General features: G+C 72.2%; 21 protein-coding genes. 15 read left to right on the top strand and 6 right to left on the bottom strand.

Features of this window, described 5'->3' with window-relative positions:
* The first annotated feature begins 53 nt into the window (after positions 1-53).
* From ACZ6S4_RS22390 to ACZ6S4_RS22365, 6 genes are all read left to right on the top strand, one after another.
* Positions 54-1,583, top strand: coding sequence for an NCS1 family nucleobase:cation symporter-1 (locus ACZ6S4_RS22390; protein ID WP_465476783.1), 1,530 nt, complete (start codon positions 54-56; stop codon positions 1,581-1,583).
* A gap of 2 nt (positions 1,584-1,585) precedes the next feature.
* Positions 1,586-2,347, top strand: a complete 762-nt coding sequence (locus ACZ6S4_RS22385; protein ID WP_465476782.1) for an aspartate/glutamate racemase family protein — start codon at positions 1,586-1,588, stop codon at positions 2,345-2,347.
* Positions 2,348-2,356: 9 nt separating this feature from the next.
* Complete coding sequence (locus tag ACZ6S4_RS22380) at positions 2,357-3,367, top strand: 1-aminocyclopropane-1-carboxylate deaminase (protein ID WP_465476781.1); 1,011 nt, start codon at positions 2,357-2,359, stop codon at positions 3,365-3,367.
* A 45-nt stretch (positions 3,368-3,412) separates the two neighbouring features.
* Complete coding sequence (locus tag ACZ6S4_RS22375; RefSeq protein WP_465476780.1) at positions 3,413-4,321, top strand: hypothetical protein; 909 nt, start codon at positions 3,413-3,415, stop codon at positions 4,319-4,321.
* A gap of 172 nt (positions 4,322-4,493) precedes the next feature.
* Entirely contained in the window at positions 4,494-5,198 is a 705-nt protein-coding gene (locus tag ACZ6S4_RS22370; RefSeq protein WP_465476779.1) for a hypothetical protein, read from the top strand.
* Positions 5,199-5,202: 4 nt separating this feature from the next.
* Positions 5,203-5,970 carry an SDR family NAD(P)-dependent oxidoreductase gene (locus ACZ6S4_RS22365; RefSeq protein WP_465476778.1) on the top strand — a complete coding sequence of 256 codons (768 nt, stop codon included), beginning with the start codon at positions 5,203-5,205 and terminating at the stop codon, positions 5,968-5,970.
* On the opposite strand, the gene ACZ6S4_RS22360 is transcribed toward ACZ6S4_RS22365, so the two are convergent.
* Positions 5,971-6,903, bottom strand: a complete 933-nt coding sequence (locus ACZ6S4_RS22360; protein WP_465476777.1) for a hypothetical protein — start codon at positions 6,901-6,903, stop codon at positions 5,971-5,973. It lies immediately after the preceding gene.
* A gap of 99 nt (positions 6,904-7,002) precedes the next feature.
* Here ACZ6S4_RS22360 and ACZ6S4_RS22355 point away from each other — a divergent pair, with 99 nt between their 5' ends.
* Positions 7,003-11,295 carry an AAA domain-containing protein gene (locus tag ACZ6S4_RS22355; protein WP_465476776.1) on the top strand — a complete coding sequence of 1,431 codons (4,293 nt, stop codon included), beginning with the start codon at positions 7,003-7,005 and terminating at the stop codon, positions 11,293-11,295.
* On the opposite strand, the gene ACZ6S4_RS22350 is transcribed toward ACZ6S4_RS22355, so the two are convergent.
* On the bottom strand, positions 11,213-12,181 hold the full coding sequence (locus ACZ6S4_RS22350) for a GlxA family transcriptional regulator (RefSeq protein ID WP_465476775.1): 969 nt from the start codon (positions 12,179-12,181) through the stop codon (positions 11,213-11,215). The two genes, ACZ6S4_RS22355 and ACZ6S4_RS22350, sit on opposite strands and share 83 nt — an antisense overlap.
* Positions 12,182-12,233: 52 nt before the next feature.
* Here ACZ6S4_RS22350 and ACZ6S4_RS22345 point away from each other — a divergent pair, with 52 nt between their 5' ends.
* Positions 12,234-12,617, top strand: a complete 384-nt coding sequence (locus ACZ6S4_RS22345) for a cupin domain-containing protein (protein ID WP_465476774.1) — start codon at positions 12,234-12,236, stop codon at positions 12,615-12,617.
* Here the strand turns inward: ACZ6S4_RS22345 and ACZ6S4_RS22340 are convergent.
* Positions 12,614-14,197 (bottom strand): restriction endonuclease, encoded by a 1,584-nt coding sequence (locus ACZ6S4_RS22340; protein WP_465476773.1) that lies wholly within the window; start codon positions 14,195-14,197, stop codon positions 12,614-12,616. The two genes, ACZ6S4_RS22345 and ACZ6S4_RS22340, sit on opposite strands and share 4 nt — an antisense overlap.
* Before the next feature lie 379 nt (positions 14,198-14,576).
* Between ACZ6S4_RS22340 and ACZ6S4_RS22335 the strand changes: the two genes are divergently transcribed.
* The 3 genes from ACZ6S4_RS22335 to ACZ6S4_RS22325 all read left to right on the top strand — a co-directional run bounded on the left by ACZ6S4_RS22335 (position 14,577) and on the right by ACZ6S4_RS22325 (position 17,779).
* On the top strand, positions 14,577-16,343 hold the full coding sequence (locus ACZ6S4_RS22335) for a GGDEF domain-containing phosphodiesterase (RefSeq protein ID WP_465476772.1): 1,767 nt from the start codon (positions 14,577-14,579) through the stop codon (positions 16,341-16,343).
* An 18-nt stretch (positions 16,344-16,361) separates the two neighbouring features.
* Positions 16,362-16,751: a cupin domain-containing protein gene (locus ACZ6S4_RS22330; protein WP_465476771.1), complete on the top strand. Its 390-nt coding sequence runs from the start codon at positions 16,362-16,364 to the stop codon at positions 16,749-16,751.
* Positions 16,752-17,305: 554 nt separating this feature from the next.
* Positions 17,306-17,779, top strand: coding sequence for a MarR family winged helix-turn-helix transcriptional regulator (locus ACZ6S4_RS22325; protein WP_465476770.1), 474 nt, complete (start codon positions 17,306-17,308; stop codon positions 17,777-17,779).
* 291 nt (positions 17,780-18,070) lie between these two features.
* Here ACZ6S4_RS22325 and ACZ6S4_RS22320 read toward each other — a convergent pair whose 3' ends face one another.
* On the bottom strand, positions 18,071-20,089 hold the full coding sequence (locus tag ACZ6S4_RS22320) for a TPM domain-containing protein (RefSeq protein ID WP_465476769.1): 2,019 nt from the start codon (positions 20,087-20,089) through the stop codon (positions 18,071-18,073).
* A gap of 65 nt (positions 20,090-20,154) precedes the next feature.
* On the opposite strand from ACZ6S4_RS22320, the gene ACZ6S4_RS22315 reads away from it, so the two are divergent.
* Positions 20,155-21,243 (top strand): S-(hydroxymethyl)mycothiol dehydrogenase, encoded by a 1,089-nt coding sequence (locus ACZ6S4_RS22315; RefSeq protein ID WP_465476768.1) that lies wholly within the window; start codon positions 20,155-20,157, stop codon positions 21,241-21,243.
* The gene (locus ACZ6S4_RS22310; protein WP_465476767.1) at positions 21,240-21,833 is read left to right on the top strand and encodes an MBL fold metallo-hydrolase; all 594 of its coding nucleotides are present in this window, start codon (positions 21,240-21,242) and stop codon (positions 21,831-21,833) included. Before ACZ6S4_RS22315 ends, ACZ6S4_RS22310 begins: the two co-directional genes overlap by 4 nt.
* A 4-nt stretch (positions 21,834-21,837) precedes the next feature.
* Here ACZ6S4_RS22310 and ACZ6S4_RS22305 read toward each other — a convergent pair whose 3' ends face one another.
* Both ACZ6S4_RS22305 and ACZ6S4_RS22300 read right to left on the bottom strand, forming a co-directional pair.
* Positions 21,838-23,184, bottom strand: coding sequence for an MGH1-like glycoside hydrolase domain-containing protein (locus ACZ6S4_RS22305; RefSeq protein WP_465476766.1), 1,347 nt, complete (start codon positions 23,182-23,184; stop codon positions 21,838-21,840).
* A 131-nt stretch (positions 23,185-23,315) separates the two neighbouring features.
* A complete protein-coding gene (locus ACZ6S4_RS22300) occupies positions 23,316-24,386 on the bottom strand; it encodes a DNA polymerase ligase N-terminal domain-containing protein (RefSeq protein ID WP_465476765.1) in 1,071 nt (356 codons plus the stop codon).
* A 74-nt stretch (positions 24,387-24,460) separates the two neighbouring features.
* On the opposite strand from ACZ6S4_RS22300, the gene ACZ6S4_RS22295 reads away from it, so the two are divergent.
* Both ACZ6S4_RS22295 and ACZ6S4_RS22290 read left to right on the top strand, forming a co-directional pair.
* A complete protein-coding gene (locus ACZ6S4_RS22295; protein ID WP_465476764.1) occupies positions 24,461-25,126 on the top strand; it encodes a helix-turn-helix transcriptional regulator in 666 nt (221 codons plus the stop codon).
* Between the two features lie 132 nt (positions 25,127-25,258).
* A complete protein-coding gene (locus ACZ6S4_RS22290; RefSeq protein ID WP_465476763.1) occupies positions 25,259-26,368 on the top strand; it encodes an FAD-dependent monooxygenase in 1,110 nt (369 codons plus the stop codon).
* Positions 26,369-26,453: the final 85 nt, after the last annotated feature.

Below are 26,453 nucleotides of genomic sequence, written 5' to 3'. Positions count from 1 at the left end.
CAGCCCGTTCCTAGCGTGAGCCGCAACGAAGCCGCTCGACCCCAGGAGTGGGCATGGCCGAGACCACTGTCGCCAAGAGTTCCGATCTCGTCGAAGCCGCCGGCATGCCGGTCGGTTCGGGAGAGATCAAGCCCGGGTACGACCCCCGGCTCACCAACGAGGACCTCGCCCCGCTGCGCAAGCAGAGCTGGGGCTCGTACAACATCTTCGCGTTCTGGATGTCCGATGTGCACAGCGTCGGCGGGTACGTCACCGCCGGCAGCCTCTTCGCGCTGGGCCTGTCCAGCTGGCAGGTGCTCGTCTCGTTGCTGGTCGGCATCTCGATCGTCTACTTCTTCTGCAACCTGGTCGCCAAGCCGTCGCAGCTGACCGGGGTGCCGTACCCGGTGATCTGCCGCACTGTCTTCGGGGTCCTCGGCGCGAACGTGCCGGCCATCATCCGCGGCGCGATCGCCGTCGCCTGGTACGGCATCCAGACCTACCTCGCCTCGGCGGCGCTGGACGTCGTGGTGCTCAAGCTCTTCCCCGATCTGATGCCGTACGCGGACGTCAACCAGTACGGCTTCCTCGGGCTGCCGCTGCTCGGCTGGTGCACCTACGCCGTGCTCTGGGTCCTGCAGGCGGCGGTCTTCTGGACCGGCATGGAGACGATCCGCAAGTTCATCGACTTCTGCGGGCCGGCCGTCTACGTCGTCATGATCGTGCTGACCGGCTATCTCATCTACCAGGCCGGCTGGGGTGCCATCAACCTGAACCTGGGTGAGGTCAAGTACAGCGGGGCCAGTGCCATCCCGGTCATGCTGGGCGCGATCGCCCTGGTGGTCTCGTACTTCTCCGGGCCGATGCTCAACTTCGGCGACTTCTCCCGGTACGGCCGGTCGTTCCGGGCGGTCAAGCGGGGCAACCTGCTCGGCCTGCCGGTGAACTTCCTGGCCTTCTCGATCCTGGTCGTGGTCACCTCGTCGCTGACCATCCCGGTCTTCGGCGAGCTCATCACCGACCCGGTGGCCACCGTGGCCCGCATCGACAGCACCTTCGCCATCGTGCTCGGCGCGCTGACCTTCACCATCGCGACCATCGGCATCAACATCGTCGCGAACTTCATCTCGCCGGCGTTCGACTTCTCCAACGTCAGCCCGCAGCGGATCAGCTGGCGCGCCGGCGGCATGATCGCCGCCGTCGGCTCGGTGCTCATCACGCCGTGGAACCTCTACAACAACCCCGATGTCATCCACTACACGCTGGAGACGCTGGGCGCCTTCATCGGCCCGCTGTTCGGGGTGCTGATCGCCGACTTCTACCTGGTCCGCAAGCAGCAGGTCGTGGTCGACGACATGTTCACCATGGCGCCCGAGGGCCGCTACTTCTACCACAAGGGCTACAACCCGCCGGCCGTCATCGCGACGGCGATCGGCGCGGTCGTGGCCATGGTGCCGGTGCTGTGGACGGGCGGGCCGGGCATGCACACCACCGCCCAGTACAGCTGGTTCATCGGGATGGCCCTCGGCTTCCTGGTCTACCTGGGGCTGGCCCGGCGGATGCGGGTGCGGGAACGCAGCCGGGTGCTCGAAGAGGTCGCCTGACCATGCACATCCGGGTCATCAACCCCAACACCACCGTGGCGATGACCGAGACGATCGAGCTGAGTGCCCGGGCCGTGATCGGCCCGGGCACCCGCCTCGACGCGGTCACCCCGGCGCTGGGCCCGGCGTCGATCGAGAGCCACTACGACGAGGCGCTCAGCGTCCCCGGCATCCTGACCGAGGTCGCCGCCGGGGAACGGGCAGGCGTCGACGGGTACGTCATCGCCTGCTTCGGGGATCCGGGCCTGGATGCGGCGCGGGAGCTGGCGGCCGGGCCGGTGGTCGGCATCGCCGAGGCCGCGATGCACGCGGCGACGCTGCTCGGCCGCGGTTTCAGCGTGGTGACCACGCTGGACCGGACCCGCGGCCGGGCCTGGGAGCTGGCCGCGCGCTACGGCGCGGGACGGGCTTGCCGAGGCGTGTACGGGTGTGCCATCCCGGTCCTGGAGCTCGAGACTGACCCGGACACCGTCGAACGCGTGATCGCCGTGGGCCGGGCCGCCCTGGAACGCGACGACTCGGACGTCATCGTGCTGGGCTGCGCGGGCATGGCCGACCTCTGCGCGCGGGTGTCCGCCGAACTGGGCGTCCCGGTGGTGGACGGCGTGGCCGCCGCGACGGTGTTCGTGCAGTCGCTGGTGACGCTGGGCTTGCGGACCTCACCGCGTACCGAATATGCGGCGCCGCCGCCGAAGCACTACACCGGCCTTCTCGCCGGGTTCACCCGGCCTGACCTGGCAGGATGGTCGGCAGGACCCGACTGAGGAGCTGCCATGCCGCTGGACGACTTCGACCGGTACCCGCTGCTGTTCGGGCCCTCGCCCGTGCACCGCCTGGACCGGCTCACCCGGCACCTCGGCGGCGCCGCGGTGTGGGCGAAGCGCGAGGACTGCAACTCCGGCATCGCGTACGGCGGCAACAAGACCCGCAAGCTCGAATACCTCGTGGCCGACGCGCTGGCCCAGGGCTGCGACACGCTTGTCTCGATCGGCGGCGTGCAGTCCAACCACACCCGGCAGGTCGCCGCCGTGGCCGCGTACGCGGGACTGAAGTGCGTGCTGATCCAGGAGAGCTGGGTCGACTGGCCGGACAGCGTCTACGACAAGGTCGGCAACATCCTGCTCAGCCGGCTCGCCGGGGCCGACGTACGGCTGGTCAAGGCCGGCTTCGGGATCGGCTTCAAGGAGAGCTGGGACCAGGCCATCGCGGAGGTGGAGGCGCGCGGCGGGAAGCCGTACGCGATCCCGGCCGGCGCCTCCGACCACCGGCTCGGCGGTCTGGGCTTCGCGAACTGGGCGCGCGAGGTGGCCGACCAGGAGGCCCAGCTCGGGGTCTTCTTCGACACGGTGGTGGTCTGCTCGGTGACCGGCAGCACCCAGGCCGGGATGATCGCGGGCTTCGCGGCGCTCGGCGACGACCGGCCGCGGCGGGTGCTGGGCATCGACGGCTCGGCCAAGCCGGCGGAGACCTGGGACCAGGTGGCCCGGATCGCCCGCAACACGGCCGAGCTGATCGGTCTGGGCCGCGACCTGCGCGACGACGAGATCCTGCTGGACGACCGCTACCACGCCGGCATCTACGGCATCCCGGACGAGACGACCCTGGAAGCGATGCGGCTGGCCGCCCGGACCGAGGGCATGATCACCGACCCGGTGTACGAGGGCAAGTCCATGGCCGGCCTGATCGACCTGGTCACCCGGGGCGAGATCAGCAAGGACGCGACGGTCCTGTACGCCCACCTCGGCGGCCAGCCGGCCCTGAACGCATACAGCGCCATCGTCTGAAAATCAGCGGACGGCCGGCCGTGCCGGGGCCCACACTGCCTGGCGATGACTTTTTATGAACCGTCCCGGACCATCGCCGGGCAGGTGCAGCGCGGCCTCGGCCGGGGCGCCCACGAGGTGAGCGACGCCGAGACCGTGTACGCGTGCGTCCGCCGTGACTACCGCTGGTGGTGGAGCATCGACGAGCGCGCCGTCTACCTGGCCCGGCTGATCCGTGACCTCGGACTGAGCGCCGGGCCTCTCACCGAACGCCTGCACACCGCGGATCCTGACGAAGACAACAATGAGTTCACCAACACGCTGGAGGTTCTCGAAGTTCTGGGCCGGGCCGGTGTGGACGGCGTGGTGGACGAGGTGCGCCGCTACGTGACCGAAGGCTCCCGCGGGCGGGAGGTGCTGCAGGTGGTGTCGCGGGAGTGGCCCGTCGAGTACTGGGAGGACCTGCGGCCACCGGTGGACGGCCCGGCCGCGCACAAACCGGCCGTCCCGCCGGGCGATCAGGAGCGGAACACGGCCGGCCCGGACCGCTGGAACAGGTTGCTCTTCGCCGCGGCCCACGGCGATGAGTCCGATGTGCCGCTGCTGCTCGACGGCATCGCGTGGCTCGATGCCCGCGCTGGCGACCGTTGCGGCTACGACCGCCTCGTCGACGGACTGGCGCGCATCGGCGGACCGGGCACGGCCGGCGTCCCGAAGCTGCTGCGCCGGTTGTGGTTCACCCCGCACAGCTACGAACGCGCGAGCTATCTGCGGGCGTACCTTGCGCTGGATCCGGACGGCGCCGAGAGCGGCCTGCGGGAAGGGCTGTGGGACTGCGAGGGGGACGTCCGCTTGCTGGCCGTGCAGCGGGTGCGGCTCTCCTCCTGGATCCGGGAACGCCTGGTCTACCTGCGCGACGATCCGATCGAGACCCCCGAGGTCCGTGACGCGGCGGCGGCGCGGCTGGCGCCGTGATGGACTGCGACCCCCCGGACACCGTCGCGGGGCAGTTGCAGCGGGGGCTCGGCCGGGGCGCGGGATTGCCGAGGTTGTCGACGGCGTCCGGGACTACATCGTGCGTGGGCCGGGCGGAACCGAGGTCCTTGAGCAGGTGGCCTGCTCCTGGCCCAGCTCCTGGTGGGAGGACTTGGCTCGGGACCGGGAGCCGCCGGCGCAGCGGAGTGCGCCGCCGTCGTCGTACCGGACCTGGTCGAGCGGCGAGTTGCTGGCCGTGCTGCGCGATCCGGCACCCCGGTGGCTGCACCGTTCGGCGCTGCGTGAACTGGCCCGGCGCCCGGGCGAGCCGGAGCTGCTCGACGTGCTGACCACAATGGACGCCGCCGGGCTCGGTGGTGCCATCGCCCGGGCCATCGCACCCCTGGGCAGTACGGCGGTGCCGGCCGCCCGGCGCTGGGCCGCAGCCGAGGGCCCGCTGCGGGAAGCGGCCATCTCCACGCTCGCTGCCCACGGCGACGAGGCCGACGTACCGGTGCTGCTGGCCGAGATCGCCTGGCTCGACAGCACGCCGGACCAGCTCTGCGGGTACGACGAGCTGGTCACCGGCCTCGCCCGGATCGGTGGCCCGGTCGTCGCGATCCTTGGACGGGTCTGGCTCACCCCGCACAGCTACGAACGCGCGAGCTATCTGCGGGCGTACCGGATCGCTGACCCGGCGGTCGCAGAAAGCCTGCTGGTCGAAGGGTTGTGGGACTGCGAGGAGGGCGTTCGCCGGTTGGCCGCCGAGCACGTCGCGCTTGATGCCGAGACCCGCGAGCGGCTGAGCCACCTGCGTGACGACCCGATGGAGGACGCCGGTGTGCGCGGCGCGGCAGCCGCCCGGCTGGAAAGCTGAGGGCATGGCTTCCTACGTGGTGACCGGCGGTGGACGCGGTGTCGGCCGGGCCGTGGCCGAGCGGCTGGCCGGCGAGCACGACACCGTGGCCGTGCTCGAATTCGACCCGGCGGCACTGGATTGGGTCGGTGATCATCCGGCAGCCGGACGGATCCTGCCGGTCATCGGTGATGCCGCCGACCCGGCGGTTGCCGAGCAGGCCGCCGCCGTGGCCGCGGCGGCCGGACCGCTCACCGGCTGGGTCAACAACGCCGCCGTGTTCCGCGACGCGTGGCTGCACGAGGTGCCGCCGGCGGAGCTGATCGCGCTGGTCGGCCGCAACCTCGATCCGGTGGTGGTCGGCAGCGCGGCGGCGGTCCGGCACTTCCTGCCGCGGGGCACCGGAGCGATCGTCAACGTCTCGTCCCACCAGGCCCAACGCCCGGTCCGGGGCGCACTGGCCTACGCCACCGCCAAGGCGGCGATCGAGGGGCTGACCCGGGCGCTGGCCGTCGACTATGGACCCCGCGGCATCCGGGTGAACGCGGTTGCGCTGGGCTCGATCGCCACCGAACGGTCCGACGGCTACGTGGCCGGGCTGGACGAGGCCGGGGCCGAGCATTTCGCGCGGGAGATCCGGCTGCTGCATCCCGTCGGGCGGCTCGGCCGGGTGACCGAGGTGGCCGACGCGGTGGCGTTCCTGCTGTCGCCGGCGGCCTCCTTCGTCAACGGGGCGGTGCTCCCGGTCGACGGGGGCCGCGCCGCTCAGGGGCGCGACCCGGAAGAGGCCTGATCAGGCGGCGCCGGGCAGCAGGCTCGCCGTGGTGAACGGCTCGCGGCGGGCGCGCATGTCGGCGTACGTGGTCACCAGCAGCGGGGCCAGGATCACGTAGCTCACCACGTAGTACGCCGTCTGGAGCAGCGTGTTGATCACCGTGGCCGTGCTGTTCGGGGTGGTGTAGCTGCCGCCGAGCGTCACGTCGACCAGCGTGGTGACCAGCGCCAGGAGCAGGCCTCCACCCACGCTCAGCCCGAAGATCGTCGCGATGCGGGCCACCGAGACGCCGATGCTCGCGTGGAACAGCTGGAAGCAGCGGCCGATGCCGTTGCCGCGTTCCAGCAGGACCACCACCGGCAGCACCGTCAGGGCCGCGCCCACGTAGAACACCGGGAAGAAGCACAGCACCGTCGCGACGATCAGCACCGGGATCGCCAGCAGATACCAGCCGAGCAGCGCCGGGAGGCGTTTCGCCGCGGCCAGCAGGGCCGGGCCCACCAGGTTGCCGGTGCGGCCGGTGGCGGTGAACACCACCACCTGCTGGTTGGCCAGCTGGCCGAGCATGTAGAAGAGGCCGGCCACAGCGGCGGCCGGCAGCAGGACGGTCAGCCCGGCGAAGAACAGGGAGAAGTCCGGCTGGGTGCCGGCGTCGACCGACGCCTGCAGGCTCTCCTGCGCGACCCGCTGCTCGTCCTGGAAGGCCAGCATGGCCGGGAGCAGCAGCACCAGCGTCGGGACGGCGACGATCAGCTGGATCACCGCCATCGGCCGCCACGCCGCCTTGAGCAGCCGGAAGCTGCGCTGCCACCAGCCGTTGAAGTCGTTGCTGACCAGCGGGTCGGCCGGATCGAAGCCGACCTGCTGCGGGTAGGGGTAGGGATAGGGGTACGGCTGCTGGGGCTGCGCGTCCCAGCCCTGCCAGTCGCCTTGCGGCGGGTCCTGCGACATGATCTCCCCCGAAGCGTCGAGCCGGCCGCGAAACCATAGCCGTGCCGGCGCCCTCCGCGCCGCCCCTGATGGCTGCGGACATCGGATAACCTGCGAAGAATGTCCGCGCCGCATGTTGAGTCGCCCACCGTCATCCGGGACCGGGCCGTCTCCGTCGCGGATTACCTGCTCGCTGTCCGCGCACATATGGAACGCCCCGCGCGGACGCTGCCCGCTGACGCGTACCGGATGGATGCCCTGCCGGAGCACCCCGCGTGCTCGATCGGGCCGGTCGCGGACGGCACCGGCTGGCTGCGGGTCGGCCTGCCGGACCCGCCGGCTCCGGTCGCGGTGCCCGCCGAGCTGCGCCGCCGGCTCAACGAGATCAGCCCGACCGACGAGCCCAAGGCCGACGGCGAGGAGTTCGAGACCTGGCGGGACGAGGTGTGGCGGCCCTGGTCGATCGCCAGCGCCGAGGCGGAACGGGCCCGGGTGCTGCACCGGCAGCTGTTCGACCTCATGCACCAGGTCGACATGGCCGCCGCCAGCACCGAGCTGGTCTGGGGCCACGGCATCCTGGACACCGTCATCGCCGGCCACCGGGTGCGGTATCCGCTGGTCGCGACGCCGGTGCTGATCGAGTACGACCCCGACCGCTCGCTGATCACCGTCTCGCCGCAGGGCCCGTCCCGGTTGCAGACCGACGCGCTGGCCGGCCTGGACGAGCGCTACCTCGGGCAGCTCCTGGGGCTGGCCGGGCCGGCCGGCACCCTGGAGGTCGACCTCTGGGACGACCTGGAACGCCGTGAGCTGTTCGAGCGGGCCCTGGGCCGGCTCGGCTACGACCGGCGGGTCGTCGCGCCGGGTGAGGTCGCCACCGGCTCGCACATCGTCGACACCGGCGTGCTGTTCGCCCGGCCGCGGCAGCGGCTGCTGCGCGGCTTTCTGGAGAGCCTGCGCGACCGGCTGCTGGCCGGCGACACCACCAGCATCGGCGCGCTGGCCGCGATCGTCGCGCACGAGCCCAGCAAGCTGCGGATGCCCGACGACCGGCCGGAGGACTGGCACCGGGTGGGGGAGCGGCTGCTCATGCCGTTGCCGACCAACGAGGCCCAGGAGTCGATCGCCCGCCGGCTCGCCCTGCACCGCAACGTGGCCGTGCAGGGCCCGCCCGGCACCGGCAAGACCCACACGATCCGCAACCTGATCTGCCATCTGATGGCCAACGGCAAGCGGGTGCTGGTCGTCGCGCAGAAGGAGGACCCGCTGCGGGTGCTCCGCGACGGGCTGCCGGCCGAGGTGCAGGCGCTCTGCCTGGCCGTGCTGGGCCGCACCACGGACCAGCTCGTGCAGCTCCAGCTGGCCGCCCGGGAGCTGTCCGATCGGGCCGCCACCCTCGACCAGCAGGCCGAGGAGGGCCGGGTGCAACGGCTCACCCGGCGGCTCGAGGACGCCGAGCAGGATCTGGCGGCGGCGCTGGGTGGGCTGCGGGCGATCGCGGAGAACGAGGCTGCGACGTACCGGATCGACGACGTGCGGCTCTCGCCCGCCGAGGTCGGCGCCTGGCTGCGGGAGCGGGCCGCCGCGCACGGCGGCATTCCCGACCCGGTCTCGCCGGCCGACCGGCCGCCGCTGTCCGCGGACGAGTTCGCCGCCCTGCTCCAGCTCGCCGCGCGGCTCTCGCCGGCCGACCGGGCGGCCGCGCTGCGCCCGCTGCCGGAGGTCGCGGCGCTGCCGGACGCGGCGACCGCAAGACAGGCGCGGGCCGAGCGGGAGTCGGCCGCCGACCGCGTCGCCCGCCTGGAGGCGGCCGGCGTCGACACCGATGCGGTACGCACCCAGGGCGCGAGTGCCGTCGCTGAGCTGCTCGACGGCCTGCGTGACGCGGTCGCGTGGCTGCACCGCCGGGAGGGCACCTGGACGGACCGGCTCGGCCGGCTGCTGTCCGACCCGCACTGGGCGACCCTGTGGACCGACCACGTGAGCGCGACCGAGGAGCTGCAGCGCACCCTGGCCGAGCTGGCCCGCGCCCTCGGCGGGCACCGGGTCACCGCCTCGGAAGCGCTGGCCGCGGAGCCGAAGAGGCTGCTGATCGGCCTCGGCGAGCTGCGCGAACGGTTCGCCGCGGGCCGGGGGGTCAACCGGATCCTGCAGGCCGGCCTGTGGCGCGTCGCCGATGAGGTCCGGGTCGACGGTGAGGCACTGCGCACGGTCGAGGACGTCGACCTGGCAGCCGCTTGGGTGCGGCGGGGGCAGGCCCGGCGCCGGCTCGGCGAGCACTGGGGCGAATGGATCCAGCGGCTGGCCATCCCGCAACGACCCGGCGACCCGGAGGTGTGGGCCGGCACGCTGCTGGCCGAGGCCGCCCAGTCGCTGGGCTGGGACGCCCGGGAGTGGCCCGAGCTGTCCGCTCGGCTGCGGGTCCTCGTACCCCAGGAGGAGCTGGACCTCGACGCGGCCCGGCTGGCCGAGGTCTCCGCCCTGCTCGACGCCCCGTCCAACCACCCCGCCACCACCCTTGACCGGCCTGAAGGCGGCCTCCTGGTGGTTTTCAACCTTGATGAGCTGGAGGCCGCGGACCGCGCGGTCGCGGACGCGCTGGTGCCGTGGCCGCCGCTGGCCGCGGCCTGGTTCGCGCCCGGCCTGGAGGAATGGGACGCGCTGGTCGCCGAGGCGCGCCGGCTCACGGCGCTGCGGCCCGACGTGCAGCGGTACGTGGACCTGCGTGACCAGCTGGCGGAGGTGGCCCCGGAGTGGGCCGCCCAGATCGACGCCGGGCTGGTGCCGGCCGTGTCCGGCACTCTCTGCCTGCGGGCCTGGCAGTGGCGGCAGGCTCAGACGTGGTTCGACCAGGTCGTCGGCAGCGTCGACCCGGCCGTGCTGAACCGCCGGGTCGAGCTGGCCCGCGACAAGATCCGGCGGCTCACCGGGGACCTCGTCGTCGCGTCCGCCTGGCTCGAGGTCTCCCGCGCCCTCGACGACCGGCGGCGGGCCGCGCTGGCCGACTGGACCACCGCCTTGCGCAAGATCGGCAAGGGTACGGGCCGCAGCGCCGCAGCCTGGCAGGCGCACGCCCAGCGGGCCATGGAGTCCGCCGTCGAGGCCGTGCCGGTCTGGGTCATGTCGGTCGACCGCGCGATCGAGCAGTTCGCCGGGGGCGCGCACTTCGACGTGGTGATCGTGGACGAGGCATCGCAGGCCGACCTGTTCGCGCTGCCGGTGCTGTCGCTGGCCGAGCGGGCCGTGGTGGTCGGCGACGACCAGCAGATCGGCCCTCAGCTCGGCTTCGTCGGCTCGGTCGCCGGGCTCATCCACAGCCACCTGGACGACGTGCCGTCGGCCGAGCACTTCGACCCGGAATCCTCGCTCTACGACCACGCGGTGCGGCGCTCGCCGGAACGGATCCTGCTCACCGAGCACTTCCGCTGCGTGCCGCAGATCATCGAGTTCTCGTCCCGGCACTACTACGACGGCAAGATCCAGCCGCTGCGCGCGGACCGGGCGGTGCATTCCCCGGTGCGGCCGATTTTCGTTCCGGACGGGACCCGGCAGCCGCTGCCGCCTTACGGAGACGTCAACGTCGCCGAGGCTGAGGCCTTGGTGGCGCAGGTGTCCGCTCTGGTGGCCGATCCGTCGTATGCCGGTAGGACGATCGGCGTGATCAGCCTGCTCAGCACCAGCGGACAGGCCACCTACCTCCTGTCGCGGATCCGCGAGGCGATCGGCGAGGACGAGATGGAGGCCCGGCGGCTGCGGGTCGGCGACGCGTACACGTTCCAGGGCGACGAACGCGACGTCGTGCTGGTGTCCATGGTGGTCTCCGACAACGACGGCCGGCCCTCAGCGTTCACCAAACGGGAGTACCACCGCCGGGTCAACGTGGCCGCCTCCCGCGCCCGGGACCAGCTCTGGATCTTCTACTCGGTCCGGCCGTCGTCGCTGCTGGCCGACGACGCGCGGGCGCTGCTGCTGAACTACGCGCTGAACCTGCCGGTGCAGACCACCGCACCGGACCTGGAACTGCTCTGCGAGAGCGACTTCGAACGCGAGGTGCTGCGCCGGCTGGTCAAGCGCGGCTACCGGCCGACCCCGCAGTTCCGGATCGGCGGCTACCGCATCGACTTCGTGCTCAACGCCCCGGACGGGCGCCGCCTGGCCATCGAGTGCGACGGGGACGCGTACCACGGGCCGGAGCAGTGGGAGAGCGACATGCGCCGGCAGGCGGTGCTGGAACGGGTCGGCAACTGCGTCTTCGTCCGGATCCGCGGCAGCATCTTCGCCCGCGAGCCGGAAGCCGCCCTGCGCCCCCTCTGGCAGCGCATCGAGGACCTCAACGTGACACCGCTCCGAAGCGACGGCGGTACTCCGTCGGGGTCAGACCCGTCTCCCGGCGCAGCAGAGCCCGCAGGTTAGTCGCGGTGCCCAGGCCCGTGCGCCGGGCCACCACCTCGGAGCGGGACTCGCCGCGTTCGATCAGCCGGCAGGCCAGGGCGACGCGTTCGCCGGTCAGCCAGGCCAGCGGCGTCGTGCCCAGCTCGGCGCGGAACCGGCGGTGCAGGGTCGCCTGGCTGATCGCCGCGTGCCCGGCCAGGTCGGCCACGGTCAGCGGCTGGTCCAGGTGCTCCTGCACCCAGGCCAGCAGCGGCGCGAGGGACTCGTCGCGGATCGCCGGCACCGGGCGTTCCACGAACTGGCGCTGGCCGCCGTCGCGGTGGGCGGCGAAGACCAGGCGGCGGCTGACCGCGTTGGCGACCTCGGCGCCGAAGTCGCGCCGGACCACGTGCAGGCCCAGATCCAGCGCCGCCGCGCTGCCCGCGGCCGTGAGGATGTCACCGTCGTCGACGAACAGGACGTCCGGCTCGAGGGTCACGGCCGGGAAACGGGCGCGGAAGTCGTCGGCCCACTGCCAGTGCGCGGTGGCCCGGCGCCCGTCCAGCACACCCGCCTCGGCCAGCGTGAAGGCCCCGCTGCAGAAGCCGATCAGGCGGGCGCCGCGGGCGTGGGCACGGCGGATCGCCGCCAGGACCGCCGGGCGCCGGGGCACCTCGACGTCGGGACGGTTCGGGACGATCAAGGTGTCCGCCTGCTCGGCCGCCGCCAGCCCGGCCACCCCGGTCAGCGTGTAGAAGCCGTCGCGCATCGGCGTGCGCGGGGTGGGGGAGCAGAGGCGGAAGTCGTACAGGTCGCGGCCCAGCTCGGGGCGGCGCAGGCCGAAGATCTCGGTCGCGCAGCCCAGCTCGAACGGGTTGGAGTTGTCGTCCACGACGACCACGACCCGGTGCAAGGATTCTTGCGTCATCTGCGATTCCTAGCACTCCCGGGCCCGGTCGGCCAGCGGCGAGGATGAGCTGATGAGCGACGAACCGATCTCCCTGAGTGCGGCCCTGGCCTCTTTCGACGCCCTGTGGAGCCCGCGCATCGTGACCCGGGTCAACGACTACGACGTACGCGTGGCCAAGGTCCAGGGCGAGCATCTCTGGCACACCCACGACAACACCGACGAGTTCTTCCTCGTGCTGGACGGCGAGCTGCAGATCGCTCTCCGGGACCGTACGGTCGTGCTGCGCCAGGGTGACGTCTTCACCGTGCCGCGGGGCACCGAGCACAAGCCGAGCTCGCCCGGCGGCGCCCAGATCATGATGTTCGAGCCGACCGGGACGCCGACCGTCGGCGACCGGCACGAGGAGGTCCCCGACCACGTGGACGCCACCACCGGCCACCAGCTCGGCGGTTAGACAGGCTCGATGCGGGCCTTCACCCCCGAGTGCTCGGCGAGCAGGTTGAGCAGGGCGGAGCCGTCCAGCAGCTCGACCGGGCGGCCCGCCACCGCCTCGTACGCCTCGACCTCGTACCCGTCGATGGCGACCAGGATGCCCTTGGTGGCTCCCGCGGCCGCGACCTCCTCGGCGAGGCCGGCGGCCGTGGCCGCGCTGACCGGCTTGCCGCGTACGGCATAGATCACGACCGCGCCCCCGAACAGTGGCCGGGGATCCGTGGCCAGCCAGCGCGGGCCCTCGGCCGCCGGGCCCATCTCCAGTCCCATGTTGCCGAACAGGTCGCAGAGCAGCTGCTCGTACTCCGCGGCGGCCAGCGTGGCCAGGTTGGGCCGCTCGTCGATGTCGGCCAGCACGTTGAACTCGCCGGTGAAGTCCTGCCCGGCCTCCCGATCGAAGTCGATCATCGGGGTCACGCCGTCGAGCTGGTCCGGCTGGGCGGACAGGCCGGACTGCAGGTGCTTGACGCAGGCGATCGGGTCGACGCGGCGCAGCTTGATCGCGGCGAAGGTGTCCCGCTCGGCCCGTACCGACACCAGGCAGGGCCGCACGAACTGGCCGGTGCGCCGGTCGATCGTGTCGACGATGCCGTTGAACAGCACCTCACCCACCAGGCCGCCGCGGTCGGCCTCGATGATCTCGTGGATGGTCCGCAGCGCCACCATGGAGATGATCTCCGTGTATCGGCGGCGGATCTCACCCTCGTCGCGCGGCACCGCCATCAGGTCGTCCCGGACCCGGTCGTAGCGGTACTCCTTGACGACGGGGATCACCTCGACCGGTGGCAGGTGGTACTCGACCAGCAGCCGGCGCTGCTTGGCCTGGTACGCCAGCCGGAAATGCTGCGGGAAGTCGTCCGGATACACCGAGTTGCCCAGCACCATCGCGAAGTACTCGACCACGGACGCCGGATCGGCCCCCGCCACGGCTGACGCGAAACGGTCCACCTCGGCGTTGTACGAGATGAGCTTCGCCTCGTACCGGCTGCGGTTCTCCTCGTACTGGAGCTCCCGGGCCGCGAGCTGGCGCAGCCGGCGGGTCTCCGCATCGATCCAGCGCGCCCGCGCGTCCTGGTACGCCCGTTTCGCGGCATCTATCTGCTGCTGGTGAATCCGCTCACCACCGAGGATCTTGCCCACCCCGCGCGGCTCCGGCGGGGCGAAGCTCTCCCACACCGGCTCCGGCAGCGGCCGGCCGAGCTTGCCCGGGTCGAACGGCGGCACCCGCACCGGCTTCTTGAACCGGTCCAGGTCGATGTGGTCGTCGACATCCAGGGTGGACAGCAGCAATGAGTCGAGCTCGGACAGCCGGGCCCGGATGTCCGCGTTCGCCGCTGCCGCCTCGGCCGTGCGGGCCTCCGCGTACAACCGGCGGTGTTCGCGTTGCTGCTCCGCGTCGGCGGCCGCCCGTTGCGCGGCCGCGGCGGCCAGGTCGGCGTTACGCCTGATCAGCTGGCGCTGCTGCTCGGCGGCAGTCTGTGCCCGCTGCTCGGCGGCAGTCTGGGTCGCGTGCGCCCGCTGCATGTCCCGAATGATGCCCATGCGTCGTCGTCCTCGCTCACGTGTCCGAACAGCCACCATATCCACCGTCTCCGGATCTCGTTACGCGGCGCATGCTTGTCGCGCCTATGCGTGCATGTTGATCGTGGAGAGCGGGTAGGGGTCGCACAAGGTTCCACAGTAAGCACAGCAAGTAACTGTCTGTCATGGATCTGACCGTGACCGGGCTCTCGCGGAGCGCGGCGGCAGGGTCGACCGATCGGCCAAATTACGGCCCTGAACGGTGGAGAACGTGCAGTTCGTTGTTTTGTTGGGCCAGCTGCGAAAACATTGTCGTGGGTGCCCACTGTTACATCGACCTGTGACGGGTCGTAATAGGTCAGGGGCAACGGTTGACCTGGGAGGGAGGTAGCGACGGCGCATGACGGCACCCGAAGAACGCTTTCCGCGTCCCCGCGCGTTGCGCGACCGCCTCTCCCGCCGCCCCCGGCTCACCCCCAATCAGGGCCACCAGCTGCCGCTGCCCGAGCCTCGCACGGCCCCCGACGACGAGGCCTGGTTCACGTACCTGGCCGCCGGCGAGGAGATCGTCTGGTCCGACGCGCTCGCCGGCCTGCTCGGCCGGCCGCCGGGCGGCAAACAGCTGAGCCAGCAGATCCTGGCCCGGCACGTGCATGTCGACGACCACGCCAAGGCCCTCGGTGCGATCACCCGCGCCTGGTCGGCGCGCGAGCCGGTGCGCACGACGGTACGGCTGATGCGCGACGATGGTGGCTGGTTCGACGTGGACTGCCGGCTCGAACCGATCATCGGCCCGGACAACGCCGTGGTCGGCATCCACGGCTCCCTGCGTGACGTCTCCGCCCGCGAACGCGCCCGCCGCGAAGTGGCCCGGCTGAGCCGCCGCGGCGAGACAGTGCAGGCGTCGGTCGTCGAGAAGGACCCGGCCACCGGCCTGCTGACCCGCGCCCGTTTCGCCGACGAGGTGGACCGGGCGCAGCGCCGCGGTGGCGGGGCGGTGCTGGTCGTGCGGGTCGAGCCGGACCGGGCCGAGGGGGTCAGCGCCGACCGGCACGCCGATCTGCTGCAGCGGGCTGCCCGCGTACTCGAAGGTCTGGCCCGTCCCGACGACCTGCTGGGCCGGGCGGGCCCGAACGAGATCGCCGTCCTGCTGCCCGGCGCCTCCTGGGTGATGGCCCGCCGCCAGGCCGACCTGTTCGTCGAGGCCCTGCGCTCGCAGCCGTTCGTGCTGCCCGACGCCTGGCTGCGCGCCCGGGTGTGGGGCGGCCTGGTGCGGTTCCGCGCCGAGGGCGAGGCGGACAGCCACGATCTGCTGATCGACGCCGAGCAGGCGTGGCGGCAGGCCCGCGACGCGGAACGGCCGCTGACCCTGGTCTCCGACCCGGTGCCGGCCCGTGACCGGCAGGACACCTACCGCGACCGGGTCGCCGACGCGCTGGGCACCGACCGGTTCACGCTGTTCGCCCAGCCGATCCTGGAGCTCCAGACCAACCGGGTGCTCCGGCACGAGCTGCTGCTGCGCGTCCTCGACGAGGCCGACAACCCGCAGTCGCCCGAGCAGGTGCTGCAGATCGCCGAACGCCTCGACACGATCTACGACATCGATCTGTGGGTGGTCGAGCGGGCGATGCAGCTCGCGGCCGAACGCACCGACCTCTGCCTGCAGATCAACCTCTCCGGCCGGTCGGTGGGCGACCCCCGGCTGACCGCCGAGGTCGAAGCGCTGATCGAGCGGTACGCGGTGAACCCGGAACAACTGACGTTCGAGATCACCGAGACGGCCCTGATCGGCAACCTGAGCGAGGCCCGCCACTTCGCCGACCGGATCCGCGACCTGGGCTGCCAGCTGGCCCTGGACGACTTCGGCTCGGGCTACGCGTCGTTCCGCTACCTGCGGCTCTTCCCGATCGACCTGGTCAAGATCGACGGCGAGTACGTGGTCGATCTGGTCCGCAACCCGGAGGACCAGGTGCTGGTCCGGGCGCTGGTGCAGGTCTGTCAGGCGTACGGCATCCACACGGTGGCCGAGTACGTGCAGGACGAAGCCACCATGCGGATGCTGCGCGAGATGGGCGTCGACTTCGTGCAGGGCTACCTGATCGGCCGGCCGGCGCCGGTGGAGGAGCTGCGACCGGCCACCCGGCTGCGGCGTTCAAAATCTCAGTGATCCGGGTACGTGGGTGGCATGGAGCACTACACGATCGCCACCGTTGCCGAGAAGAACCCGGACTTCCGCCGCGTGCTGTGGACGGGCAAACACACCCAGCTCGTGATCATGACGATCCCGCCGGGCGGCGAGATCGGTGAAGAGATCCACGAGGTGGACCAGATCCTCACCTTCGTGAGCGGTGTGGGTGAGGCCAAGGTCAGCGGCCAGACCCGCAAGGTCAGCCAGGGCGACCTGGTGGTGGTGCCGGCCGGGCACAAGCACAACTTCACCAACGAAGGCCCGAACCCGCTCGTGCTGTACACGGTCTACGGGCCGCCGGAGCACGCTGAGGGTGCGGTGCACAAGACCAAGGAAGAGGCGGATGCGCTGGAAGAGGCGGGGAAGGACGAGCCGCCGGCTTCCTGAGCTCGCCGCCCTTCGGGGCGTGTAGCTCGTGCATCTGGTGGAGAGACGGCCGCGCTCAGCGTGACGCGCAGGCCGTCTCTTGCCGTGCCTGCTGCCTTGGGTCTTCGAGCGCTCCGCGGGTCCACGGAACGGCCGGTCACGAGAAGCGACCCATGGGCAGATACCGCTGGCGGACCACGCTGCGCTCGGCCCTGCCCGCTTGGTGCATGACTTGCTGCCCAAGGGGAGCCGCGACTGTGACCACGACTGGTACAAGAGCGCCGAAGCCCACCACCGGGCCCGGTTCGACTGCTTCGTTTCGCACGGCAGCGTGGCCCAAGGAGGCGGACGGCCGGGGCGACACAGCGCCGGGGCCGGCCGAGGCCCCCCAGCCAGCCGGTCCCGGCGCCGTGCCGGAAGGGTAAAGTCTCCGCGCACCTTACCCTTGAGGCTTCAATGAAGTCGATCGACCTGCCCGAATGTTCTCGCCTCGTTTCCCGAAGATTGGGGCGCGACGGGCGCGGATCCAGGCCCCGGGGGACCTTGCTGGGAACCCCGTTAACTAATCTGCTGCCATGGACGAGCCACGGTGGTTGACCGACGAGGAACAGCAGGCGTGGCGCCGGTTCATCGAGGTGCTCGTCAAGCTGCCGGCCGCGCTCGAGGGTCAGTTGCAGCGGGACGCGGGCCTGACCCATATGGGATATCTGGTGCTCGCCACACTGTCCGAGCGGGACGACCGCCGCCTGGCGATGAGCCGCCTGGCGCGCAAGGCCAGCGCCTCACTGTCCCGCCTGTCGCACGTGGTCGCCCGCCTGGAGGCGCAGGGCCTGGTTCGTCGCGAGCGTGACCCCGAGGACGGCCGCGTGCAGATTGCGGTGCTGACCGACGAGGGCTTCGCGAAGATCGTCGGGGCGGCGCCCGGTCACGTGGATGCTGTGCGGCACCTGGTCTTCGACCGGCTGACCCCGGCGCAGATCCGCCAGCTCAGCAAGCTCTGCGACGCCCTGCTGGAAACCCCTGCCCCCGCCGAGAAGCCCTGCTCCTGAGCCGAGATCAACGCCCGGCAGCAAGCCCGCCCTGGCAGCAAGCCCGCCCTGGCAGTGAGCCCGGCCCGGCAGTGAGCCCGGCCTCGCAGTGAGCCCGGCGCGGCAGTGAGCGCGGCCCGGCAGTGAGCCCGCCCGGCAGTGAGCCCGCCAAGCAGTGAGCCCGGCCCGGCAGCAAGCCCGCCCGGCAACTGAGCCCGGCCCGGCAGTGAGCCCGGCCCGGAAGCCAGCCCCGGCCAGGGGAGTAAGCCCGGCTAGGGAGTGAGCCCGGCTAGGAGTGAGCCGGGCCCCCGGTCAGAAGCGGCCGCCACCACCTCGGCGTCCACCGCCGCCACCTCCGCCGCCGGATCGCCGGCCCCGGCTGGCGCTACCGCCGAAGCCCCCGCCACCCCAGCCGCCGCCGCCGAAGCCGCCACCACCGCCCCGCCCGAAGCCGCCGCCGAACCCGCCTCCGCCGCCGGACAGGATCCCGCCGAGCACCGCGCCCGCGAAAGCCTCGTCGAAGCCGCCGCGGTTGCCATAACCCCCGCCCCAGCTCTGCACATCCGCCCGCGCAGCCTGCCCGGCACTCGCCGCCAGCTGCTGCGCCTGCTGGGCCTCACCCAGAGCCGCCACCGGATCGGACCCGGCCAGACTCTCGGCCAACGCCAAGTGCCGCTGAGCCTCAGACAGCGACGCCCGCGCCCCCGCATCGACCGCCCCGCGCCGGGTGGTGATGAAGTCGCCCGCCGCCGCAACCTCGGCCCGCGCCACCGGTAACGCCTGGGCCAGCAGCCCCCGCGCCCGTGCCGCACGCTCGGCAGCGTCCTGCGCCTCGGCAAGCGCCCGATCCAGCGCCGCGTCGGCGGCCTGCAGCGTCGCGACCGCAGTCACGGGGTCAGTCTTCGATTCGGAAAGCTGCCGGCGCACCTCAGCCACGGCCTGCTCGGCGCCCGTCACCGCAGCCCCGAGCCCGGCCGGCACCGCACTGCCTCCAGCCAGTGCCGCCCGCCCGGTCGCGATCTCCGCGTCCAGCTCGACGATCAGAGCGTCCGCGGCCGAACGCGCGGTCGCCAGCTCGGCCCCGGCCCGCTGAACAGCCGCGACCAACTGCTCGGCCTGCCCGACAGCCTGCTCACCGGCCCGCAAGGCCAGCGCAGCCTCGGCCCGGCCCCCGCCCACCGGCCCGGCCCCGGCAGGAACCCCACCCGAGCCGGCCGGACTCCCGGCCAGAGCAGCGCGAGCCCGCCCCACCGCCTCGCCCGTGAACCGGACCCGCTCCCGAGCCTGATCGAGATTCGCTGAGATCCCAGTGACCGTCGGTCCCGCGTACCGGTGGGTCAGGTCTTGCAGTGCCTCAGCCGCCGCCGGCAAGGCGGCCTCGACCGCCGCCCGGCGCCGGTCCACCTCGTTGGCCACCTGCTCCGCCCGGCCCTCCAGGTCGCGCAGCCGGTCGAATGCCTCGGACTCCGCGTCCAGCCGCTCGTCGGCGGCCCGGCACTTCGCGATGATCTCGCCGAGCGTGCGGCGGCGGGTCTCCTCGTCCGGGGCGGGCTCCTCTTCGAGCGTCATCCGCAGCCGGAACGCCTCAGCGACGTCCTGCCGGGACGCGTCCAGCGCAGCCCGGAACGGCGCCGTCGCCTCCGGGCCGTATTGCGCGGCGGCCAGCGCCAGCTCGCTCTCGCTGGCCCGCAGGTCGTCGTCGAGCTCGATGAGCAGGGCGTTGGCCGTGGCCGTCAGTTCCTCGGTCGGCGGGCCGGTGACCTGCGGGGGTGCCGGCCGGGCGCGACGGCGGCGGCGCAGCAGCACCCAGATCAGCGCGCCCGCGATGATCACCGCGAGCAGGATCAGCACCCAGGTCAGTGACCCGCTCGAGCCCGCGGCCGCCGCCGAATAGCCCTCGGCGGCGGCGATCACCGCGCCGGACCAGTCGCCACGGGACAGGGCCGGCTCGATGTCGTTGCTCGCCACGTCGGCGAGCTCAGCGTTGGAGAAGCGGGAGTCGTCGGGGAACGAATACGCGTACGCGCGGTCGCGGGTCGCCACCGCGAGCAGCGCGTCGCGCTCGCCCAGGTCGCTCAGCCGGGCTGTCTCGTCTGTCCAGGTCTGGGCCGGCGTGCCGTCGAACGACTCCACGAACACCACGAAGAGCTGCATGCCGGTGTCGGACTGCAGCCGGGCCAGCGCCGTGTCGACTGCTGCCGCGCGGCTGCCCAGTGCGCCCGCCTCGTCGGTCACCTGGGTGGGCACCCGCATCGGTGCGTCCGCCCGGGCGGGTGTGGGCACCAGGAGCAGGGCCAGGACGGCGATCAGCGTGCGGCGCAGGACGGTCACCACCTCAACTTAGATCCTGGGTCCGACAACCCGCGCGGTGAGCCGGAGGTGAGAAGGTGGGAACCATGAGTCAGCGAGTCAACGGAGTCATCGCCCGGGCCAAGGGCGCGCCGGTCGAGGTGACCACGATCATCGTGCCGGATCCCGGTCCCGGCGAGGCCGTGGTCAAGATCCAGGCCTGCGGGGTCTGTCACACGGACCTGCACTACCGCGAGGGCGGCATCAACGACGACTTCCCGTTCCTGCTCGGCCACGAGGCCGCCGGGATCGTGGAGTCCGTCGGTGCCGGGGTCACCGACGTCGCCCCGGGTGACTTCGTCGTGCTGAACTGGCGGGCCGTCTGCGGCGACTGCCGGGCCTGCCGCAAGGGCAAGCCGTGGTACTGCTTCAACACGCACAACGCGACGCAGAAGATGACGCTCGAGGACGGCACCGAGCTGTCCCCGGCGCTGGGCATCGGCGCGTTCGTGGAGAAGACACTCGTGCACGCCGGCCAGTGCACCAAGGTCGACCCGCGGGCCCGGCCGGCCGCCGTCGGCCTGCTCGGCTGCGGCGTGATGGCCGGCATCGGCGCGGCGATCAACACCGGCGGCGTCACCCGCGGCGACTCGGTGGCCGTGATCGGCTGCGGTGGGGTCGGCGACGGCGCGATCGTCGGTTCCGCGCTGGCCGGGGCGACGACGATCATCGCGGTCGACACCGACCCGCAGAAGCTGGAATGGGCCCGCAAGTTCGGCGCGACGCACACCGTCAACGCGCGCGAGCAGGACGTGGTCACCGCCGTGCAGGAGCTGACCGGCGGCAACGGGGCCGACGTGGTGGTCGAGGCGGTGGGCCGCCCGGAGACGTACAAGCAGGCGTTCTACGCCCGCGACCTGGCCGGGACCGTCGTCCTGGTCGGCGTGCCGACCCCGGAGATGACCGTCGAGCTGCCGCTGCTGGACATCTTCGGCCGCGGCGGGGCGCTCAAGAGCAGCTGGTACGGCGACTGCCTGCCGACCCGCGACTTCCCCATGCTGACCGAGCTCTACCTGCAGGGCCGGCTCGACCTGGACGCCTTCGTGACCGAGGAGATCCGCCTCGACCAGGTCGAGGATGCCTTCACCAAGATGCACCAGGGCGGCGTGCTGCGTTCGGTGGTGCTCTTCTCATGAGGGTCGACCACGCGGTGACGCACGGCACGTTCTCGCTGGACGGTGAGACCTTCGACGTCGACAACAACGTCTGGGTGGTCGGCGACGACGAGGAGTGCGTGGTGATCGACGCCCCGCACGACGTCCGGACCATCCTCGACACGGCCGGGGGCCGGCGGATCGTCGCGATCGTGCTCACCCACGCGCACGACGACCACGTCCGGGTCGCTCCCCAGCTGGCCCGGCAGACCGGCGCCCCGCTGCTGCTGCACCCGGCGGACGAGGTGCTCTGGAAGCTGGTGCACCCCAGCGAGCCGATGCCCGCGCCGCTGGCCGACGGTGACGAGATCGCCGTCGCCGGTGAGGTGCTGCGGGTGCTGCACACGCCCGGGCACAGCCCAGGCGCCGTCTGCCTCTACGCGCCGGCGCTGGGCTGCGTCTTCACCGGCGACACCCTGTTCCAGGGCGGTCCGGGTGCGACCGGCCGCTCGCACAGCGACCGGCCGACGATCGAACGTTCCATCCGCGAGCGCCTGCTCACCCTGCCGCCGGACACAGTTGTGCACACGGGCCACGGCGCCGACACGACCGTGCGGGCGGAGGAGTTCTGAGCGCTCAGGCGGCCCGGGCGTAGGCGGGCACGCTGCGGTCGGCGAGCAGGTCGAGGGCGAGGGCGGCGGTCCAGCTGAACGTCGGGGCGCCGATCCCCGCCCCGGTCCGCGGGTGGTAGTACTCGAAGTGCCCGGAGGTGTGCACCAGCCGGATCATCGCCAGCCGCAGGTCCTCGGCCTCGTCGAGGTAGCCGTGTACGAGCATGCCGCGCCGCAGCAGCCAGTTGATGTTGATCCAGACCGGTCCGCGCCAGTACCGCAGCGGGTCGAAATCAGGCGCGGTCCGGTCGTAGCTCGGCACCGGCAGCCCGGTCTGCGCGGGCAGGCCGAATCGCGGCGAGCTCGCCTCGGCCATGATCGCCTCGACCTGCCCGCCGGGCAGGTCGGGCAACAGCAGCGGCACCAGGCCGTTGACACACCGGGCCGGGCTGAGGGTACGGGTACGCACGTCGCGCGACCGGAACGTACGGGTTTCCGGGTCGAACAGGTGCTCGGAGATCGCCCGGGTGATCCGCTGCGCGCGCTGCCGGTGCCGCGCGGGATCCGCCCCGACCACCGCGGCGATGTGGGCCAGGGCCAGCTCGGCCGCCGCGAGGATCGTGTTGAACGACGGGCACTCCACCACGAACCCGTGCCGGTGGGCCAGCTCGACGTCCGAGTAGCCGCCGTCGCGGTAGTCGACCACCAGGCCGACGTACCGGGCGTAGTCGGCGTCGGTGGGCCGGTGCGCCGCGTCCGCGTTCTCGATGTCCCGCCGCCGGAAGCGCTGGAGCAGCGTCAGATCGGCCGGCACGGCCGCCAGGGCGGCATCCCACGACGGGCTGTTGTCCAGGCCCGACTCCCACGGGTGCACGATGCTGGCCAGCCCGTCACCGCCGGCGTCACGGCGCCCGGTCAGGTATTCCTGCTGCGCGACCAGCCGCGGATAGATCCAGGCGAGCTGATCGCCGGCCTCGCGGGCGCAGGCCACGCCGTGCGACGCGGCGCGCCGGTAGACCTCCCAGGCGGCGAGCGCGTGCAGCGGCGGCTGCACCAGGCCGGTGCTGCCGCGGGCCGGGCGGCCACCGTACGCGGGCACGTTCCAGAAGCCCGGCCCCGGGAAGTAGTCGTCCTCCGCCGTGCGCGGGTCGAAGACGATGTGTGGCACCCGGCCGTCGGGCCACTGCGCCTCGAACAGGCTCCGCAGGTCGCGCCAGGCGCGCGTCGGGTTGACGTAGGCGAGACCGACCGCGATGAACGCGGCGTCCCAGCTCCACTGGTGGGGGTAGAGGCCCCGTGAGGGGACCATGTGATCGGTGGACCAGTTGGTGTCGAGGACGTGAGCGGCGGAGTTCCAGAGATCTGCAGACATATCCGAATTCACAGCGGTGGGCGGCTCGAGCTTCGGGCAACGCATTCAGGTATAGCCCTTTCCGTCGCCGGGACCGGTAAACCCCTTCATCGGGTGCGCCCGGCTCGGATCAAGGAAAAACCGAGTCGCGTTCAGTCGGCGTCGATGGCCAGCCACAACCGGCTGCGCCGGCCCGGCAGGTACGGCGAGTCGAGCCGTTTCGCGACGACGCCGGTCAGCCCCTGGGCCCGGGCGGTGTCGAGCGCGAAGGTTCCGCCACCCGGAAAGTACGGCGGGGTCTGCCAGTTGTCGCCGCTCACGTTCAGCCCGTCGAGCAGTTCCCGCCGTTCCGCATAGCGCACCAGCTCCACCGTGGAATGGCCCTCCAGCCACAGCAGGTCGTAGGCCAGGAACTGCACCGGCGTGCGTTCCGCGGCGCGGCGGGCGGCCGCTGAGTCGCGCGGTGGCTTGCGGCGTTCCAGCAGCTCCGGCGCGATCCGGGGCCCGTCGAAAGCCACGATCTCCCCGTCCAGGACGGCCTCCAGCGGGGCCAGCGCCTCGCCCAGCGGGCGCAACTCCGGGTACCACGAGGTCACGTCCGTGCCGTCCGCCGTGGCGAGCCGGACCCGGCCACCGGACACGTGGATCAGGGTGCGGCGGCCGGCCCAGCTCAGCTCGTACCCCCAGTCCTCGTCGTCGGGTGGCAGCCCGGCGGCCCGGGCAGCGAGCATGGGCTCGACGGCCTCGGGCATGCTCTGCCAGCCCGGCTCGGCCGGGTCCATCCGGCGGACCATCCAGTCGTTGCCGCCGGTCTGGAAGAAGACGTAGCGGCCGCTGGTGCGTTCGCCGTGAAAAGTGACGCCTATCTCGTCGTCGCGCCACTTGTCGGACTCGTAGGTGCCGTGATCATGGATCGACATCCGGCCGCCGCCGTACTCGCCGGCCGGGATCTCGCCGGCGAAGGTGAGGTATTCCAACGGGTGGTCCTCGGTGTGTTTGGCCAGGTTGTTGCGGCCGCGGTCGCGGGGCAGCCCGCGCGGCACGGCGAAGGAGACCAGCACGCCGTCGCGTTCGAGCCGCACGTCCCAGTGCAGGCTGCGGGCGTGGTGCTGCTGGATCACGAACCTGTTTCTGCTGGTCGGCCGGGGCCGGCCGCGGGGCACGGGCTCGGGGGTACGGCGGGCGTCGCGCTTGCGCCGGTATTCGTCCAGCTGGTCGGTCACCACCCAATTGTCCGCCGGAGTTACACGGTTGTCATTCGGAGAACTTGTCGCACCCCCGTGCCAAGGTCTGGGGCATGTACGTCGAATGGGCCGCGAAGCTTCCGCACGTGATCGCGTGGCGCAGCACGGTCCCGCCGGGCTGCCCGCCGACCCGGATCCTGCCGGACGGCTGCATGGACCTGATCTGGCACGACGGTGCCGTCTTCATCGCCGGCCCGGACACCACCGCCCAGCTCGGCACGGCCGCGGCCGGCAGCCGCTTCTTCGCCCTGCGCTTCGCCGTCGGCACCGGGCCCGGCGTGCTGGGCATCCCGGCCGACGAGTTCACCGACCAGCAGGTGCCGCTCGACGCGGTGTGCCCCGCGACCGAGCTGCGCCGGCTGTCCGAGGCCGCCGACCCCCTCGCCGCCCTCGAGGACTTCGCGCGGCATCGCTGGCAGGAGCCGGATCCGGCGATGGTCGCGGTGGCGGCCGGCGCCCGGGCCGGGCGCCCGGTCGGCGCGATCGCCGACCGGTGCGGCCTGAGCCCGCGCCACCTGCAGCGAAAATGCCGGAGCACCTTCGGGTACGGCCCCAAGACGCTCGCCCGGATCCTGCGGTTGCAGACGGCGGTGGCGCTGGCCCGGGCCGGCCGTCCGTTCGCCGACGTCTCCGTGTCCGCGGGCTATGCCGACCAGGCCCACCTCTCCCGGGATGTCAAGGCGCTGGCGGGTGTGCCCCTGCGCGAGCTGGTGGCCTGACGTGCCGGCCCGGGCGCTCCGCTGTCTCCCACAAAACGGACACAAGCATGATCGTGGCTTTCGCGCTCCAGTGGCGGCCTGTAGTGTCTTGGCTCCGACGCGTATCGACCACCCCTCGGAGGCGTTGTTGCGATGACCTTGCGCATCCTCGTCGTGGGCGCCGGCATCAGCGGCCTCGCGGCGGCCCGAGGGCTCAGAGTCGCCGGCTTCCGGCCCGACGTGGTCGAGGAGCTGCCGGCCAGCACAATCCCCGGCGCCGGCATCTTCCTGCCCGGCAACGCGTCGCGCGCGATGCGGCAGCTCGGCCTCGACGCACCGCTGCGCCCGCTCGGCGACCTCATCTTCCGGCAGGTCTTCCACGACTCCAGCGGTGACCAGCTCTTCGAGGTCGACCTGGCCGCGCTCTGGGCGGGCGTCGGCGAGAGCCGCGCGCTGTCCCGGGCTGACCTGCAGCAGGTGCTGCTCACCAGCGTCGGCGGCGAGGTGCGCTACGAGACCGCCGTGCGCGACCTGGAGATCGTCGACGGCGGGGCCAAGGTCGAGTTCGGCAACGGCGCCATCGCCGAGTACGACCTGGTCGTGGGCGCCGACGGGCGGCGCTCCATGATCCGGGCCAAGGCGGGGCTCGGCGGCGCCGCGGTCCCGACCGGCCAGATCGTCTACCGCAGCGTGGTCAGCGGCGGGCCGTCGCTCAGCGACTGGACCTGCCTGCTGGGCGAGCGCTCCCAGTTTGTCGTGATGCCGATGGGCGGCCGGCGGCTCTACGTCCACGCGGACGAGACGGTCGAGGCGGGCACACCCAACCCGGAGGACCCACGCGCCCGCGTCCGTGAGCTGTTCGGCGGTTTCGGCGGGCCGGTCCCGGCCGTCCTCGCCGCGCTGGAGAAGGTCCAGGTCGCCCGCACCGACGAGGTCGTGCTGGACGGCTGGACGACGGGCCCGGTGCTGCTGGTCGGCGACGCGGCCCACGCCACCGCCCCGACCCTGGCCCAGGGCGCCGCGATGGCGCTCGAGGACGCCGTGGTGCTCGGCGAAGTGCTCAAGGCCACCCCGGACGACGTGCCGGCCGCGCTGCGGGCCTTTGAGCAGCGCAGACACGATCGCTGCGCCCAGGTGCGCGAGCACACCCGCCAGCGCGACCAGACCCGTGACGTCGCCCCGGCGGAGCGCGACCCTATGCTGCGCAGGCGGGGTCAACGGATCTTCGCCGATCAGTACCGGGGACTCGTCGAGCCGTTCTGAGACCTGGGTGCTCTTTGGTCACCCCGCGCCCGCCGGGGGTCGGCGGGGGACTATTCTGCCTGCGAGGTACGCCTTCGAACTCGGG

It is taken from the genome of Actinoplanes sp. NPDC051405, assembly GCF_055586185.1.
The sequence above is the reverse complement of the archived record's forward strand: the minus strand, read 5'-3'. Positions and strand labels throughout refer to the sequence as shown.